At 60.0% G+C, this 15083-nt stretch carries 16 protein-coding genes; 2 read left to right on the forward strand and 14 right to left on the reverse strand.

Translation table 11 applies throughout. From position 1 onward, the window contains the following. Window positions 1–509 precede the first annotated feature (509 nt). Window positions 510–1316 (forward strand): c-type cytochrome, encoded by an 807-nt coding sequence (locus OZ428_RS25655; RefSeq protein ID WP_269131737.1) that lies wholly within the window; start codon window positions 510–512, stop codon window positions 1314–1316. Window positions 1317–1360: 44 nt separating this feature from the next. Here OZ428_RS25655 and OZ428_RS25660 read toward each other — a convergent pair whose 3' ends face one another. From OZ428_RS25660 to OZ428_RS25725, 14 genes are all read right to left on the reverse strand, one after another. Next, on the reverse strand, window positions 1361–2164 hold the full coding sequence (locus OZ428_RS25660) for a transglutaminase family protein (RefSeq protein ID WP_177112198.1): 804 nt from the start codon (window positions 2162–2164) through the stop codon (window positions 1361–1363). Beyond that, entirely contained in the window at window positions 2161–3111 is a 951-nt protein-coding gene (locus tag OZ428_RS25665; RefSeq protein WP_016979378.1) for an alpha-E domain-containing protein, read from the reverse strand. Before OZ428_RS25665 ends, OZ428_RS25660 begins: the two co-directional genes overlap by 4 nt. Before the next feature lie 4 nt (window positions 3112–3115). Further along, on the reverse strand, window positions 3116–4525 hold the full coding sequence (locus OZ428_RS25670; RefSeq protein WP_177074068.1) for a circularly permuted type 2 ATP-grasp protein: 1410 nt from the start codon (window positions 4523–4525) through the stop codon (window positions 3116–3118). A 401-nt stretch (window positions 4526–4926) separates the two neighbouring features. After that, window positions 4927–5268, reverse strand: a complete 342-nt coding sequence (locus OZ428_RS25675) for a ribonuclease E inhibitor RraB (protein ID WP_010208429.1) — start codon at window positions 5266–5268, stop codon at window positions 4927–4929. A 212-nt stretch (window positions 5269–5480) separates the two neighbouring features. Then, entirely contained in the window at window positions 5481–5717 is a 237-nt protein-coding gene (locus OZ428_RS25680; protein ID WP_025999984.1) for a hypothetical protein, read from the reverse strand. A 103-nt stretch (window positions 5718–5820) separates the two neighbouring features. Next, window positions 5821–6426, reverse strand: a complete 606-nt coding sequence (locus tag OZ428_RS25685; protein WP_033901241.1) for an START domain-containing protein — start codon at window positions 6424–6426, stop codon at window positions 5821–5823. Window positions 6427–6480: 54 nt separating this feature from the next. Further along, complete coding sequence (locus OZ428_RS25690; protein WP_016979374.1) at window positions 6481–6735, reverse strand: YkgJ family cysteine cluster protein; 255 nt, start codon at window positions 6733–6735, stop codon at window positions 6481–6483. Between the two features lie 162 nt (window positions 6736–6897). Beyond that, window positions 6898–7383: a translation initiation factor 2 gene (locus tag OZ428_RS25695; protein WP_269131738.1), complete on the reverse strand. Its 486-nt coding sequence runs from the start codon at window positions 7381–7383 to the stop codon at window positions 6898–6900. 104 nt (window positions 7384–7487) lie between these two features. Then, a complete protein-coding gene (locus tag OZ428_RS25700) occupies window positions 7488–8927 on the reverse strand; it encodes an aminotransferase-like domain-containing protein (RefSeq protein WP_015885400.1) in 1440 nt (479 codons plus the stop codon). Window positions 8928–9119: 192 nt separating this feature from the next. Then, window positions 9120–9935 carry an OmpA family protein gene (locus OZ428_RS25705; RefSeq protein ID WP_269131739.1) on the reverse strand — a complete coding sequence of 272 codons (816 nt, stop codon included), beginning with the start codon at window positions 9933–9935 and terminating at the stop codon, window positions 9120–9122. After that, window positions 9932–10294 carry a DUF4398 domain-containing protein gene (locus OZ428_RS25710; RefSeq protein WP_233891970.1) on the reverse strand — a complete coding sequence of 121 codons (363 nt, stop codon included), beginning with the start codon at window positions 10292–10294 and terminating at the stop codon, window positions 9932–9934. The genes OZ428_RS25705 and OZ428_RS25710 overlap by 4 nt, the downstream gene beginning before the upstream one ends. Before the next feature lie 9 nt (window positions 10295–10303). Continuing rightward, window positions 10304–11119 (reverse strand): substrate-binding periplasmic protein, encoded by an 816-nt coding sequence (locus tag OZ428_RS25715; protein WP_033901245.1) that lies wholly within the window; start codon window positions 11117–11119, stop codon window positions 10304–10306. A 70-nt stretch (window positions 11120–11189) separates the two neighbouring features. Beyond that, on the reverse strand, window positions 11190–12119 hold the full coding sequence (locus OZ428_RS25720; RefSeq protein ID WP_269131740.1) for an electron transfer flavoprotein subunit alpha/FixB family protein: 930 nt from the start codon (window positions 12117–12119) through the stop codon (window positions 11190–11192). 2 nt (window positions 12120–12121) lie between these two features. Next, complete coding sequence (locus OZ428_RS25725; protein WP_017138339.1) at window positions 12122–12871, reverse strand: electron transfer flavoprotein subunit beta/FixA family protein; 750 nt, start codon at window positions 12869–12871, stop codon at window positions 12122–12124. Between the two features lie 506 nt (window positions 12872–13377). On the opposite strand from OZ428_RS25725, the gene OZ428_RS25730 reads away from it, so the two are divergent. Beyond that, window positions 13378–15042, forward strand: a complete 1665-nt coding sequence (locus tag OZ428_RS25730) for an electron transfer flavoprotein-ubiquinone oxidoreductase (protein WP_269131741.1) — start codon at window positions 13378–13380, stop codon at window positions 15040–15042. The last annotated feature ends 41 nt before the right edge of the window (window positions 15043–15083 follow it).

The following is a 15083-nucleotide window of genomic DNA, read 5'->3' on the forward strand; positions in this document are numbered from 1 at the left end:
TTTTAGCTGTCTAGCCAAGGCATTGGCGCCAAGATGGCGATATGCCTCATGCCTTTTTAAGCTGAAATATTCATGAGCTGATATGAAATGAGTCTAAGCCACGAAGAACGAGGGCTCTAAGGTTGAATCAGTAGGAAGCCACTGCCGGGTTTTGCTGGAGCGGCTGTAAGAAAAGCGACACGTCATCTCGCCATACTGAAATAAAACCGGCACGCATTTGACGCTCAGGAATAACAACAAAAGGCAGTCAGCCATGTTCAAACATTCGAAAGTACGTCAGGCGGGACTCATTCTGTTCGCCACCACACTGATTCTGATCTTGCCCAACTTGACCAAGGTCATTGGGTGACCCCTCAACGCCCACATTCCGTGCCTTCACAGCACCGGGTTTGCAGCTTTTGGCAGCACCTGCCGGGACATTGCGCATAGCGGTCCTGCAGGGGCTTTCTTTTTGCGCGCCGATTTCCGGTATCGTGAGCGCCATCGCCACCTTACACCGGGCCTGCCTCTTGAAATCGATCTTCGCCCTCCTCGCCTTGCTGATCGCGCTTCCCGCTTCGGCAGCACAATTGACCATCGAACTCGACCATACACACAAGACGTGGCAGACCGCTGATCTGCTCAAGCACCCGCAGGCGCAAACGGTGCAGATTGTCGATGACGTTTCCTACAAGCGCACCATGAGTTATCGCGCAGTGCCCTTGGCCGCGCTCCTACCGGGACTGAAAGCTGAAAGCCACTTGCAGGCCGTTGCCCTGGATGGTTTCGCTGCCGAACTCACCGCTGCGCCGCTGCTGGAAACCCATGGATCACGCGCCTGGCTGGCGGTGGAAGATCCTGCCCAGCCATGGCCTGCACTGGCGCAAGGCAAACCGAGTGCAGGGCCCTTCTACCTGGTGTGGACCGACCCGCAAGCCGGGCACATCAGCCCTGAGCAGTGGCCGTTCCAGATCTCCGGGATCAAACAGTTAAAGACGGTTGTCGAGCGCTTTCCCGCACTGTTGCCGGACCCAAAGCTGGCAGCCAATGACCCGATCAACCAAGGCTTTGCGCTGTTCCAGAAAAATTGCCTGGCTTGCCATCGGCTGAACGGGGCCGGCGATGCGCAGGTAGGGCCGGACTTGAACATTCCGTATAACCCCACCGAGTATTTCGGTGGTGATTTCCTCAAGCGCTATATCCGTGACCCGCAGAGCTTGCGGCATTGGCCGCAGGCGAAGATGCCGGCGTTTGCTGCCAGTGTGTTGCCGGACGGCGAGCTGGATTTGTTGGTGGGGTATTTGAAGCATATGGCGGGGCGTAAGCAGCAACCTTAAACATCGGGTGAGGAACCCTTGTGGCGAGCGGGCTCGCCACAAGGTCATTGCTGCTGGACGGAGATCACCGGCGTCGGCGCCACAAACACCTTGGCATGCATCTGCTCATGTCCACCGCCCCGACGCATCCCACGCACCGGACAGGCATCCAGGTAATCCAACCCCACCGCCAGCTTCAAATGCCGCTCCGGCCGCGCAAGCTGGTTGGTCACATCAAAGCTGTACCACGCGTCATCCAGCCAGGCTTCAGCCCAGGCGTGGCTGGCCAGGTGCGTGCTGTCCTCCGAGTACAAATACCCCGACACATACCGCGCAGGAATCCCCAGGCTGCGCGCGCAGGCCAGGAACGCGTGGGTGTGGTCCTGGCACACGCCCGCACGGCCGGCGAAGGCCTGGGCGGCGCAGGTGTCGACTTCGGTGGCGCCGGGTGTGTAGACCATCGCCTGGTTGAGCGCGTGCATCAGGTCGATTAACGCGGTGCGGTCACGACGTTGGTGGCACTGCTGGTCGGCAAACCCGCGCAAGGCTTCGTCAGGTTCGGTCAGGCGGGTGCACCGCAGGAACGGGAACGCCGATTGGCTCTCGTGTTCGGCCTCGCGCAACTCGTCAATGTCCACCTGGCCACGGGCGCCGATGATGATGGCGTCGTGGGGTTCATCCAGGGTCAGCACATGCAGGATGTTGCCGAAGGGGTCCACTTGGGCGCGAACCGGACGCGGCAGGTCGAGTTGCCAGCTGAGTACGTGCTGGCGTTCGCTATCGTGGGGCGTCAGGCGCAGGTACTGGATGCTGGCGCGTACCTGGTCTTCGTAGTGGTAGGTGGTTTCGTGGCTGATGGAGAGTCTCATGCCGCCTCCAGGTAGGAACTGTAGATGGCGTCGCCCAACTGGCGGACCAAGGGGATAAAGTCGGTCAGCCAGGCGTGCAGGCCTTCCTCGAGGATTTCATCGATGGCGGTGAAGCGCAGTCGCGCGTCCATCTCGGCGGCCAGGCGCTGGGCCGGTCGACCGTTGAGGCCCGGCAGGCTGGCGAGAATCTGGTCGATCTCTTCGCTGCAGGCACGCAGTGAGCGCGGCACATCGGCGCGCAACAGCAGCAACTCCGCCACCTGCCGAGCGCCAGGGGCATCGCGGTAAATCTCGGTGTAGGCTTCGAACGACGACAACGCACGCAACAAGGCGCTCCACTGATAGTAGGCGTGGGCGGTGCCATCGGTGACCGCTTCGGCGCGATCGCCGGCCATCTCATAGCGGGCGTCCAGCAGGCGCAGTGTGTTGTCGGCACGCTCGATAAAAGTGCCCAGGCGAATAAAGCGGAACGCATCGTTACGCATGATGGTGCCGTAGGTGGCGCCGCGAAACAGATGGGAACGCTCTTTGACCCACTCGCAGAACCGGCTCATGCCATAGCGGCTCAAGCCCTGCTGGGCGATATCGCGAATATCCAGCCAGGTGGCGTTGATGTTTTCCCACATGTCGGCGGTAATTCGCCCACGCACCGCATGGGCGCTGGCCCGCGCAGCGCCGAGACAACTGTAGATGCTGGCCGGATTGGCGGCATCCAGTGCAAAGAAGTGCAACAGACGTTCTGCGTGCAGTTCGCCGTGGCGTTCGTGGTAATCCTCCAGGGTGCCGGTGATCAACAGCGGCATGGCCAGTTCGTGCAGGCCATCGCCGCGCCCGTCCTGGGGCATCAGCGACAGCGAATAGCTGACATCGAGCATGCGTGCGAGGTTTTCCGCACGTTCCAGGTAGCGCGACATCCAGTACAGATCCGAAGCAGTTCGACTCAACATGGCATCAGTCCTCCACCACCCAGGTGTCTTTGGTGCCGCCACCCTGGGACGAATTGACCACCAGCGAGCCCTCACGCAACGCCACGCGGGTCAAGCCGCCGGGGACCACACGGGTTTCCTTGCCGGACAGCACGAACGGGCGCAGGTCGATATGACGCGGCGCTATGCCGTTTTCGACAAAGGTCGGGCAGGTGGATAAACACAGGGTCGGCTGGGCGATATAGGCATGGGGCTTGGCCTTGATACGGGCACGGAAGGCCTCGATTTCTGCCGCAGTGGACGCTGGGCCCACCAGCATGCCGTAGCCGCCGGAGCCCTGGGTTTCCTTCACCACCAGGTCGGGCAGGTTGGCCAGCACGTGGGACAATTCGTCGGGCTTACGGCACTGGAAGGTCGGAACATTCTTCAGGATCGGCTCTTCGTCCAGGTAAAAACGGATCATCTCGGTGACGAAGGGGTACACCGACTTGTCATCCGCCACGCCGGTGCCGATGGCATTGGCCAATACCACATTGCCAGAGCGATAAGCCGCGAGCAGTCCCGGCACGCCGAGCATGGATTCGGGGTTGAAGGCCAACGGGTCGAGGAACGCGTCATCCAGACGACGGTAGATCACATCCACGGCCTTGGGCCCGTCAGTGGTGCGCATGAAGACGCGGTCATCACGCACGAACAGGTCGGCGCCCTCCACCAGTTCCACGCCCATTTCACGGGCCAGGAACGCATGCTCGAAGAACGCACTGTTGAAGCGACCTGGCGTCAATACAACCACGCTGGGGTTATCCAGGGGGCTGGAGCTTTTCAAGGTGTCGAGCAGCAAGTTGGGGTAGTGATCGATGGGCGCGATTCGCTGGGCAGCGAACAGCTCGGGGAACAGGCGCATCATCATCTTGCGGTCTTCGAGCATGTAGCTGACGCCGCTCGGCGTACGCAGGTTGTCTTCCAGCACGTAGTACGTGCCGTCACCGTCGCGTACAAGGTCGACGCCGGAGATGTGGGAATAGAGGTCGCGGTGCAGGTCCAGCCCCTGCATCGCCAACTGGTATTGCTCGTTGGCCAGCACCTGTTCAGCGGGGATGATCCCGGCCTTGATGATGCGCTGTTCGTGATACAGGTCGGCGAGAAACATGTTCAGCGCCTTGACCCGCTGGATACAGCCGCGCTCGACAATCCGCCATTCGCTGGCAGGAATGCTTCGCGGGATGGTATCGAAGGGAATCAACCGTTCCGTACCCTGCTCGTCACCGTAGAGCGTGAAGGTGATCCCGGCGCGGTGAAACAGCAAATCGGCTTCACGCCGGCGCTGGGCCAGCAATTCAGCAGGGGTTTCGGCCAACCAACGGGCGAACTCGCGGTAATGAGGCCGGACCTGGCCTGCCCCATCGTACATTTCATCGTAATAAGTGCGGATCATGCCGAACTCCTTGTCACCCGGGCGCTAGAACCATCGCAAGGCCCGTGCCAGCGGCATAAACACTTAAAAATCAGTGAGTTGAATTAAAACCAGAATCCAGTCGCACCGTCCTGGTGCGCAGAATGCCCGGTGCGTGGCCCGACGCTTCATCGCAATGCGGGCTTTGACTATCAACAGCATAGTCAGAGTTGATTTCACTGCCCGGCCCAGGCTGCGGATAATCGCCCCATCTGCTGAACTGCCTTCAGCGAACCGCTCTTCCCTTTAAGCCACCCTCTCGGGTGGCCTTTTTTTTGGTGCGCAAAAATAGCGCGCAAGTTCCGAATATTTTCCCACGGCACAAACAAAATCGGCCGACCCAAAGGTCAGCCGATACGCTGTGTTTCTCATACTTCAAGCTGCTACATGGGTAACCCACGCACCTCCTGCTTCACGCCCCATCCCTCGATGATCCCGCCCAGCGGCTCGACCACCGCCCCAAAGTCTTGTTCGAAGTCGCCTATGCCGTCGTAGGTAGCGGACATGATCTTGCTCAGCTCCAGGTACCAGGCGCCATCGTCGCGCGCACTGACCTGGGCATTCAGGGATTCCCCACGAAACTCACCCGCAGCCCGGCGCGCCCGTTCCTCATCCGGGAAAATGGCGTAGAACTCGATGGGGTGGAAACGCGAGAAGTCGAAACCGCCTTCTTTCATGCGGCGCAGAACGTTGGTGCTGATGTCTTCTTGATAGGCTGTGCTCATGAAAAGTGCTCCTCGAATTGATGGATAGACTTTCCGTGCTTCCCGAAGCCCACGCCTTACTGGCGTGGGAACTACGGCAACAACATCACCGCTGGAAAACAAGCATGTAGCTGACAAGACCAGAACTAGCGATTCATTCGCTGATCTCACTTGCAGAGTAGCGCGAAGCTATCACCTCCACCAGAGGTGCTTGAAGGGTGGACAGGGAATGTTCAGGCGGCGGGAGAGATGTCGAGGATCTGGATACTGTTCTGGTCTTTGAGGATCTTGACCGTAGGCTCGGGCTTGCGGCCCTCAAGATCATTGAGGTCCAGTTCGGCGGCAACGGGCACCAGCTTGTTGCGGATCATGTGTGCCGCATCTTCGAGGCTGGGCTTCTGCTCGCAGGTGAACTGCTCGACGGACTTCACGCCGTGATCATCAACGAAGGTAATCTGCCACTTTTGCATCGGTGCCTCCTCGATAAAACCCATGTGTGGGCTTACCTCTATCTGGACCTTGGGGGCTCCGCAAACGTTCCACCCAAGGTAGGAGACACCTGATCAGCTGCGTTTACTTCTCAGCGTGTTCTTTCAAGGCTTTCAAGGTGTTGAACGGCGCGTCCACCACGAACTTGTTGGCCAGCCAAGAGGGCACGCTGCCGCCTGGTTCGGTGTGAACCTGGTAGGTGACTTCGGTCTGGTTGTCGCCTTTGGGCACCAGTTTCCAGAAACCGTCCACTTGGGCGACACGTACGTAGCCTTTTTCTTCAGGCTTGTAGGTCGGCACGCCTTCCAGCTTACGGGTCAACGTGCCGTCGGCCGCCTTGGTAGTAGTGATGTGCAGGTAGGAATCACGATCCGTCACAGGGAACGGGGCTTTGAATTGGGTGTAGGTCCAGCTCTCGTCGCCTTTTTTGTCGACCAGCTTCTGGGATTTGCACTCGTGGATCCAGGCACAGGCACCGGCTACGTCTTCCTGGAGTGCGACGATTTTGGCTACTGGCGCCTTGATCACGGTCACACCGCGATACGCCTTGTATTTGGAGCCGGCAATTTCGCTCAGGGACACCTTGATACCGTCTTCGTCCTTGGCGACTTGCCAATCCTCAGCCTGGGCAGTGGCAGCAAACAACACCGTAAACCCGCACACCACAGCCATTCGTTTCAGCGAACCCATTGTTGTATTCCTTATTGTCGAAGTTCCGAAAAAAAGTTCCGATAGTAAAGCCCATCAAGCCGCCGTCATCTGCTCCCACCAGCCGATCAAGCGGATCGCATCGGCCTGGTCGGTGCCGCAGACCTCGAGATCCGCCTTGAAATCACTGCACACCGCCGGTCGCTCCGGTTGGCCGAAAATCTGGCATAGCAGTTCGACCGACAGGTGCACACAGCGAACGCCTGCCGGTTTGCCCTGTGGCATTCCGGGTAATGGCGAACTGATGGAGGGGGCGATGCAGCATGCGCCACAGCCTTCACGGCAATTCATGACCAGCAGGTCCTCGACGACTCAATGTGGATGGCCGGGCTAGAGTACGCCCTAAAACAGCCGTTTTAAAATGGTCTAACAGGGGTTTTTCGCAGAAAACAAAAGTGACTGACCAGTCTCCGACACATGGTCGGCGGTCGACGTCACCTTTGTAGGGAAAGTTTACTGTTTGAATTCGAATTCCAACGCTGCACCCTCCACTTCGCGCCGTTCTTCGTTGCGCAACTGCAGCTTCATTTCATTGCTGAGCAAGCGGCCGTTGATCTGGAACGCGCTGTTGTCGGTGGGCTTCTCGCCGAACATCGGTGGCAGCAGGGGCACACTTTTGGGTTTGGGCATGGTGCCGATAGGCTGCAAGTGCCTGACCATGTCCGACGGCAGCGACAGGTCCAACTGTGCCGGTGGCAATTGCGTCTGCGTCACTTCGCGGGACGCCTTGGACTTACTGGCCGCACGTTTTTTGGCGGCGGCGGTGGTTTTTTTCACCGCTGGCGCTTGTTTAACGGGGGCGGGTTTTTTCGCGGGGGTCTTCTGCTCGGTACTGGCGGCGGGCTTCGTTTCGCTCACAGGGGCTGCCGCCAGCACTGTGCCGACGTTGCACAGGCTTAACAAGCCAATCACCAAAACCGCGCGAACAATCGAAGTCATATTGCCTACAGCATTAACGGCAGAGGGCCATATGCTCGCTTGTTGTGCGCGGCATGACAAGCGCGGTGATTAGCGTGCTATAGGATTTGTCCCCTTTCTGAGCGTCACAGTCCGGCTGCCGTCTCCTGGCACAACTGACTCGCCAGCATCCCCAAGGTCATCAGCGCACGCTCTGCCTCGCGGTTCCACGGCGTACCGCAGTTGAGGCGAATACAGTGGTTGAACTGTTCGGTATTACTGAAAATCAGCCCCGGCGCGATGCTGATGCCCTGTTGCAGTGCGCGCACGTGCAGTTCCTGGGTATTGACCCGTCCGGGCAAACTGACCCACAGGATGAAGCCGCCGGTCGGACGCGTCATCTGTGTGCCTTCCGGAAAATATTGCTGCACCGCCAGCTGGAAGGCGCTGAGGTTCTTGCGGTACTCCTGACGGATGTAACGCAGGTGCCGATCGTAGCCACCATTCTCCAGGTACGCGGCGACGCCCATCTGCGTGACGCTGCACGCGGAGTGGGTGCTGAACATCTGCAAGCGCTGGATTTCCTGCTGGTACTTGCCGGCGATCATCCAGCCGATGCGCACGCCGGGGGACAGCGTCTTGGAAAAACTGGAGCAATAGATCACCCGATCCAGGCGGTCATAGGCCTTCAGGGCCTTGGTGCGGCCCAGTTCGAACATCAGCTCGCCGTAGATATCGTCCTCGACAATCTGGATGTCGAAGTCCGACGCCAGACGCAGCAACTGTTTCTGCCGCTCTTCGGGCATGGTGCCGCCCAGCGGGTTACTCAGGCGCGTGGTCAACACCAACGCCTTGATCGACCATTGGTTGGCCGCCAGTTGCAGGGCTTCCAGGCTCATGCCGGTGGACGGGTCGCTGGGGATCTCGATGACTTTAAGGCCCAACAGGTCGGCCAGTTGCAGCAAGCCGTAATAGGTCGGTGACTCTGCGGCAATCAGGTCGCCCGGCCGCGTCAGCACGCGCAGCGACATCTGCAACGCATCGACGCAACCGTGGGTGATCACCACTTCGGAAGGGTCCACCACCACGCCCGCATCGCGCATGCGGATCGCCACCTGACGGCGCAGCGGTTCGAAACCGGGGCTGAACATATAGCTGAATGCCCGTGGGCTCTGGAAGCGCGTGACCTTGGCCAGTTGCTGGTGCAGCGCGCGCACCGGCAAGTAATCCACGCTCGGCACGGCGGCCCCCAGCGGGAACACGCCTTCGCGGCGCGACTCGCCCAATACCTGCTGGATGATGCTGCTGCGGGTGACCAAGCCCGGGCGTTCGACCCGGGCGATGTCCGGCGTCGGCGCGGTGAGTGCTGGCGTCTGGTGCACGTAATAGCCGGACTGCGGCCGCGCCCGGATCAGCCCCTGGTCTTCCAGGTTGGCGTAGGCCTGCAACACCGTGGCGTGGCTCACGTTCAACTGCGAGCTCATCTTGCGCACCGAAGGCACACGTTCGCCCGGTTGATAGACACCGCGCCGGATATCCTCAGCCAGTTGCTGGGCGATACGTTGGTAAAGCAACAGATTGGTCATGACGCAGCACTCGATTTCACGGGTATTTTATTTTTGTGTGAAACATACCGGCACAGTTTAGAAGTGTACGGGGACAGTTGCCACAATAGTCGAGCACGCGTTGGAGTGACAGCAAAAACTGTAAGGGTTGGGTCATGGAGTTACAGGCAACAAAAACCCGGGATAAACCCGGGCTGATGGGAGAAGGCAGGTTTATCGAGCGGCGCCCAATTGACCTTTCTCATCCGAGAACACAATTTCCACCCGACGGTTCTGCGCCCGGCCCCGCTCGGAGGCGTTGGCTTCGACAGGATACTGGTCGCCGTAGCCTTCGACCTGGATGCGTTTTTCGTCGATCCCCAGGTCGACCAGCACATCCGCCACCGACTGCGCGCGGTCACGGGACAGTTTGAGGTTTTCGCGCTCGCCGCCGGTGTTGTCGGCATAACCCTCGATGCGCACTACGCGCTTGGGGTTGAGTTGCAGGAACTGTACGATTTTCAGCACCGTGCGGTTGGCCGAGTTTTTCAGCTCTGCTTCACCGGTATCGAACAGCACATCGCCCAAGGTCATCACCAGGCCGCGATCGGTCTGGGTAGTGGCCAGGCTGGCGATCTGCTCTTCCAGCCACTTGCCCTGCTGCTGCACGCTGATCAGCTTGTTTTCACGCAGGGCCAATTGCAGGCGCTGGCGCTCCAGTTCGAGCTTGACGCGGCGTTCTTCATTGAGCCCCTGCTCGCTGTGTTCGCGAGCAATCGCGCTGTAGCGCTGGCTCAGGTAGGCGTAATGCACCACGTCGGCGCCGCTGCCCCAGTAGCTGGACAAACGGTCGGCACGGGCCAGGGATTCACCGGCGCGGATCACGTCCTTGGGCGCAAAGCGCAGCACATTGGCGTCTTCCTTGACCTGCTGGAAGTCGTTGCCCGCCTGTTGCAAGGCCTGCTCGCTGTCGGGATGGCTGGCGCAACCGCCCAACACGGCGGTGCCCAACACCACCGCACAGCTCAAACTACGGATCATCGGGCTCATTGGGCTTCCCCCAACTGCAATTGCTTGCGCAGGCGGGTAATACGGGTGTTGAGCACGTTCAGTTGTTCCTGGCTCTTGCGCGTCAGCACCTTGGCTTCGGCCAGGCGTGCATCCAGTTCGGCTTGCTCGAAACGCATACGGGCGTTTTTGTAGGATTGGTCGGCCATGCTCGACTTGGCCCGGGCGAACTTGGCTTCGGCCAGTTTCAATTCCGGCGATTCATCCGCGTTGGCCCCCACGGCACTGGCTTGCTCCAGGGCTTGCTGGGTGAGGCGCATTTGTTCATTCGGCGCAGGATCGGCTGCACATCCCGCCAGAGCGACAACGGCGAGGGCCGCGAAAAGAGGTCGAAGAGTCACTGAAAATCCCTACTTTGTTGGGGTGCCGACGGGTTGCTGCAATTGCGCTTTCCAGCGCTCCAGATTGCTCTGCAACGCAGCTTGCGCCACACCGGACGCGGGCAATTCTGTCATCTTTTTGGCCAGCTGTCCGCGTAGCCACGGATCATTGCAGGCCGAGTTGTGGGAAATCGCCAGGTACAGGCCCGGCTGGTCGATGGGGATATCGCGGGCCATCAGGTCGTTGCTCATGCCCAGGGTCTGCGCCATGGCCATGCCGGAATAACGCCCGGCCAGCACGTAGTCGACTTCACCCAGCAGCAGCTTCTGGAACGCCGGCGTCAGCGACGGCAGGCGTTGCAGGCTCAGTTGCTCACCGGCGAAGGTTTCGAAGGCCGCGCTCAAACGCGCACGTTCCGACACCGCGCCTTTGTGCCCGTGCAGGTCGGCGGCCGTGGCATAGGCCAGCGCCGAGTCCTTGCGCGTCCACACCAGGTAGTCGAGTTGCACCAAGGCTGGGTGGATGTAATCGAGGGTTTCCAGCTCACCCAGGTTCAGCGGTGCGTCGGCGAGGATGTCCATGCGCCCGCTGCGCACTTCCTCCAGGGCCAGGGAGCGCTTGCCACCGTAGAGCAGGTCGATTTTCAAGCCGAGGTCCTTGCCCACTTGTTGCAACACATCGGCGGTGGCGCCGATCAGGTGCGTGGGGTCTTGCGGGTCGCGCCAGAGCAACGGCGGCGCATCCGGGCTGCCGGTGATCACCAGGCGATCGCATTTGCCGGCGGCCAGCGATAGCGTCGGCAGCAATGTGAGGCCCAGCAGTACCGCCCAAGGGCGCAATTCCATGGCGTGTGTCTCCAAGTCAAAAAAAAGCCCGGTCACAAGGACCGGGCTCTTTATAAGTGAAGCCGCTGGTTTAGACCAGCTTCTCCAGCTCAGGTACAGCTTCGAACAAGTCCGCCACCAGGCCATAATCAGCCACCTGGAAGATCGGTGCTTCTTCGTCCTTGTTGATCGCAACGATCACTTTGGAGTCTTTCATACCGGCCAAGTGCTGGATCGCGCCGGAGATACCGACGGCGATGTACAGCTGTGGCGCAACGATCTTGCCGGTCTGGCCGACCTGCATATCGTTGGGTACGAAACCTGCGTCGACGGCCGCGCGGGAAGCGCCGACCGCAGCGCCCAGCTTGTCGGCCAGGGCGTACAGGTGCTTGAAGTTGTCACCGTTCTGCATGCCACGGCCGCCCGAGACGACGATCTTGGCAGCGGTCAGCTCAGGACGATCCGACTTGGCCAGCTCTTCGCCAACAAAGCTGGAAGTGCCAGCGTCGTGGGCAGCCGCGACGGCTTCAACGGCAGCCGAACCCCCTTCGGCGGCAACCGGGTCGAAACCGGTGGCACGCACGGTGATGACTTTGACCGAAGCGTTGGACTGTACGGTAGCGATGGCGTTACCGGCGTAGATCGGGCGCTTGAACGTGTCGGCGCTTTCAACCGAGATGATCTCGGAGATCTGGTCAACGTCCAACTGCGCGGCAACGCGTGGCAGGATGTTTTTGCCGTTGGACGTAGCGGCAGCCAGGATGTGGCTGTAGCCAGCGCCCAGCTCAGCAACGAGCGGAGCAACGTTTTCCGGCAGTTGGTGAGCGTACGCGGCGTTGTCGGCCAGCAGGACTTTGCTCACGCCAGCGATTTTCGCTGCGGCTTCAGCCACGGCGCCAGCGCCTTGGCCTGCTACCAGTACGTGAATATCGCCACCGATTTTAGCGGCAGCAGCCACGGTGTTCAGGGTGGCCGGGGCCACAACCTTGTTGTCGTGCTCGGCGATTACGAGGATAGCCATGATCAGATCACCTTCGCTTCGTTTTTCAGTTTCTCGACCAGTTCGGCCACCGACTTGACCTTGATGCCCGCGCTGCGTGCAGCCGGTGCTTCAACCTTGACGGTCTTGTTGGTGGAGGCGGTGGAAACGCCCAAAGCTTCAGGAGTGACCGACTCAAGCGGCTTCTTCTTGGCTTTCATGATGTTTGGCAGGGACGCGTAGCGCGGCTCGTTCAAACGCAGGTCGGTGGTGACGATGGCCGGCAGTTTCAGGGAAACGGTCTGCGCGCCGCCGTCGATTTCACGGGTCACAGCCACGCTGTCGCCGCTCACTTCGACTTTGGAGGCGAAGGTGCCCTGGCCGTAACCGGTCAGCGCAGCCAGCATCTGGCCAGTCTGGTTGTTGTCGCTGTCGATGGCCTGTTTGCCGAGGATCACCAGCTGAGGCTGTTCCTTGTCGACAACGGCTTTGAGCAGCTTGGCCACGGCCAGGGAGGTCAGGTCTTCAGCGGACTCGACCAGGATAGCGCGGTCGGCACCCAGTGCCAGGGCGGTACGCAGCTGCTCTTGAGCAGTGGTAGGGCCGATGGAAACCACGACGATTTCAGTCGCCACGCCTTTCTCTTTCAGGCGGACGGCTTCTTCCACAGCGATTTCGCAGAAAGGGTTCATCGACATCTTGACGTTAGCAAGGTCGACGCCGGAATTGTCCGCCTTGACGCGAACTTTCACGTTGTAATCGACAACGCGTTTGACAGCTACAAGAACCTTCATGGATTCCTCGTTACTCTCCGGTGAAAAGAAAGTCGCCTAGGCGAACCTGGCGGTTGATGCTCATCGGCACACAAGGGCACCTCCAAAAACGCAGGCGGTGACCTTGCTCACGGGAAATGATGACCGTTCGTCAGTGGTGACTGAGAGGTCATTCTTTATCGCAGCGTGTAAACTGCGCGCCAGTGTCTGGACGCGCGCCACCTGTCTTGCTTTTGGACGTGCTCTTGAAACCTGCAGTCTGCCTACGGTTAGCGCAAAACCGACCGTATATTGACCGGAACACCTATTCTGGTCAATACGGCAAAATAGCCAGTCATAAGCCGCACCACTTTGATTTACCTAGCCTGCGGGCAATTCAAACAAACGTTTGTATTGGACGCTGGCAGTGGTGTAGATATAATGCGCCACCTAGAGAGAAAGGTGGGTCTTGCCGTTGCCGCAAGACGACACCGAACCTCCACCCATTAGAAAAAAAAGCCTGTTGAGCCTTGAGTAGGAGATAGCCTGTGGAACGCGAATACATGGAATTCGACGTGGTCATCGTCGGCGCTGGCCCGGCGGGACTGTCTGCCGCCTGCCGACTGAAGCAGAAGGCCGCCGAAGCCGGTAAGGAAATCAGCGTCTGCGTGGTCGAGAAAGGCTCCGAAGTCGGCGCGCATATCCTCTCCGGTGCCGTGTTCGAACCCCGCGCCCTGAACGAACTGTTCCCGGACTGGAAAGCACTCGGCGCCCCGCTCAACACCCCGGTGGTGCGCGACGACATCTATGTACTGCGCAGCCCCGAAGCCTCCACCAAGGTGCCTGACTTCTTTGTGCCCAAGACCATGCACAACGAAGGCAATTACATCATCTCTCTGGGCAACCTGTGCCGCTGGCTGGCCCAGCAGGCCGAGAACCTGGGCGTGGAAGTCTACCCAGGCTTCGCCGCCCAGGAAGCGCTGTTCGACGAAAACGGCGTAGTGCGCGGGATCATCACCGGCGACCTCGGCGTCGACCGTGAAGGCAACCCGAAAGAAGGCGTCTACACCCCCGGAATGGAACTGCGCGGCAAGTACACGCTGTTCGCCGAAGGTTGCCGTGGCCACATCGGCAAGCAACTGATCCAGCGCTTCAACCTGGACAGCGACGCCGACGCCCAGCACTACGGCATCGGTCTGAAGGAAATCTGGGAAATCGACCCCGCCAAGCACCAACCTGGCCTGGTGGTGCACACCGCCGGTTGGCCGCTCGACATCATGAGCGCCGAAAACACCGGCGGCTCGTTCCTTTATCACCTGGAAAACAACCAGGTGGTCGTTGGACTGATCGTCGACCTGTCCTACAGCAACACCTTCCTGTCGCCGTTCGATGAGTTCCAGCGCCTCAAGCACCACCCGGTGCTGGCCCAGTACCTGGAAGGCGGCAAGCGCATCAGCTATGGCGCCCGCGCCATCTGCAAAGGCGGCCTGAACTCGCTGCCGAAGATGGTCTTCAAAGGTGGCGCATTGATCGGTTGCGACCTCGGCACCCTGAACTTCGCCAAGATCAAGGGCAGCCACACCGCGATGAAGTCTGGCATGCTCGCCGCCGACGCCGTGGCCGACCGCCTGTTCGCCGACTCCGAAGGCGGTGATGAACTGACCGCTTACGTCGACAGCTTCAAATCCAGCTGGCTCTACGAAGAACTGTTCGCCAGCCGCAACTTCGGCCCGGCAATGCACAAGTTCGGCCCGATCATCGGCGCTGGCTTCAACTGGTTCGACCAGAACATCCTGGGCGGCAAGATGCCGTTCACCCTGCACGACACCAAGCCGGACTACGCCTGCCTCAAGCTGGCCAAGGACAGCAAGAAGATCGACTACCCGAAACCCGACGGCAAGCTGAGCTTCGACAAGCTGAGTTCGGTGTTCCTCTCCAGCACCAACCATGAAGAAGAGCAACCGTGCCACCTGAAGCTGAAAGACCCGAGCATCCCGATCGGCACCAACCTGCCGCTCTACGATGAACCGGCGCAGCGCTACTGCCCGGCTGGCGTGTATGAAGTGATCACCAAGGAAGACGGCGAGAAACGCTTCCAGATCAACGCTCAGAACTGCGTGCACTGCAAGACCTGTGACATCAAGGACCCTTCGCAGAACATCACCTGGGTCACGCCGGAAGGCGCGGGTGGGCCGACTTACCCGAACATGTAAGCCCGCTGCTTGAACAAAAAGGCTCCCGAATGGGGGCCTTT

The organism is Pseudomonas sp. GXZC (assembly GCF_026967615.1).
Lineage (GTDB): Bacteria > Pseudomonadota > Gammaproteobacteria > Pseudomonadales > Pseudomonadaceae > Aquipseudomonas > Aquipseudomonas azotoformans_A.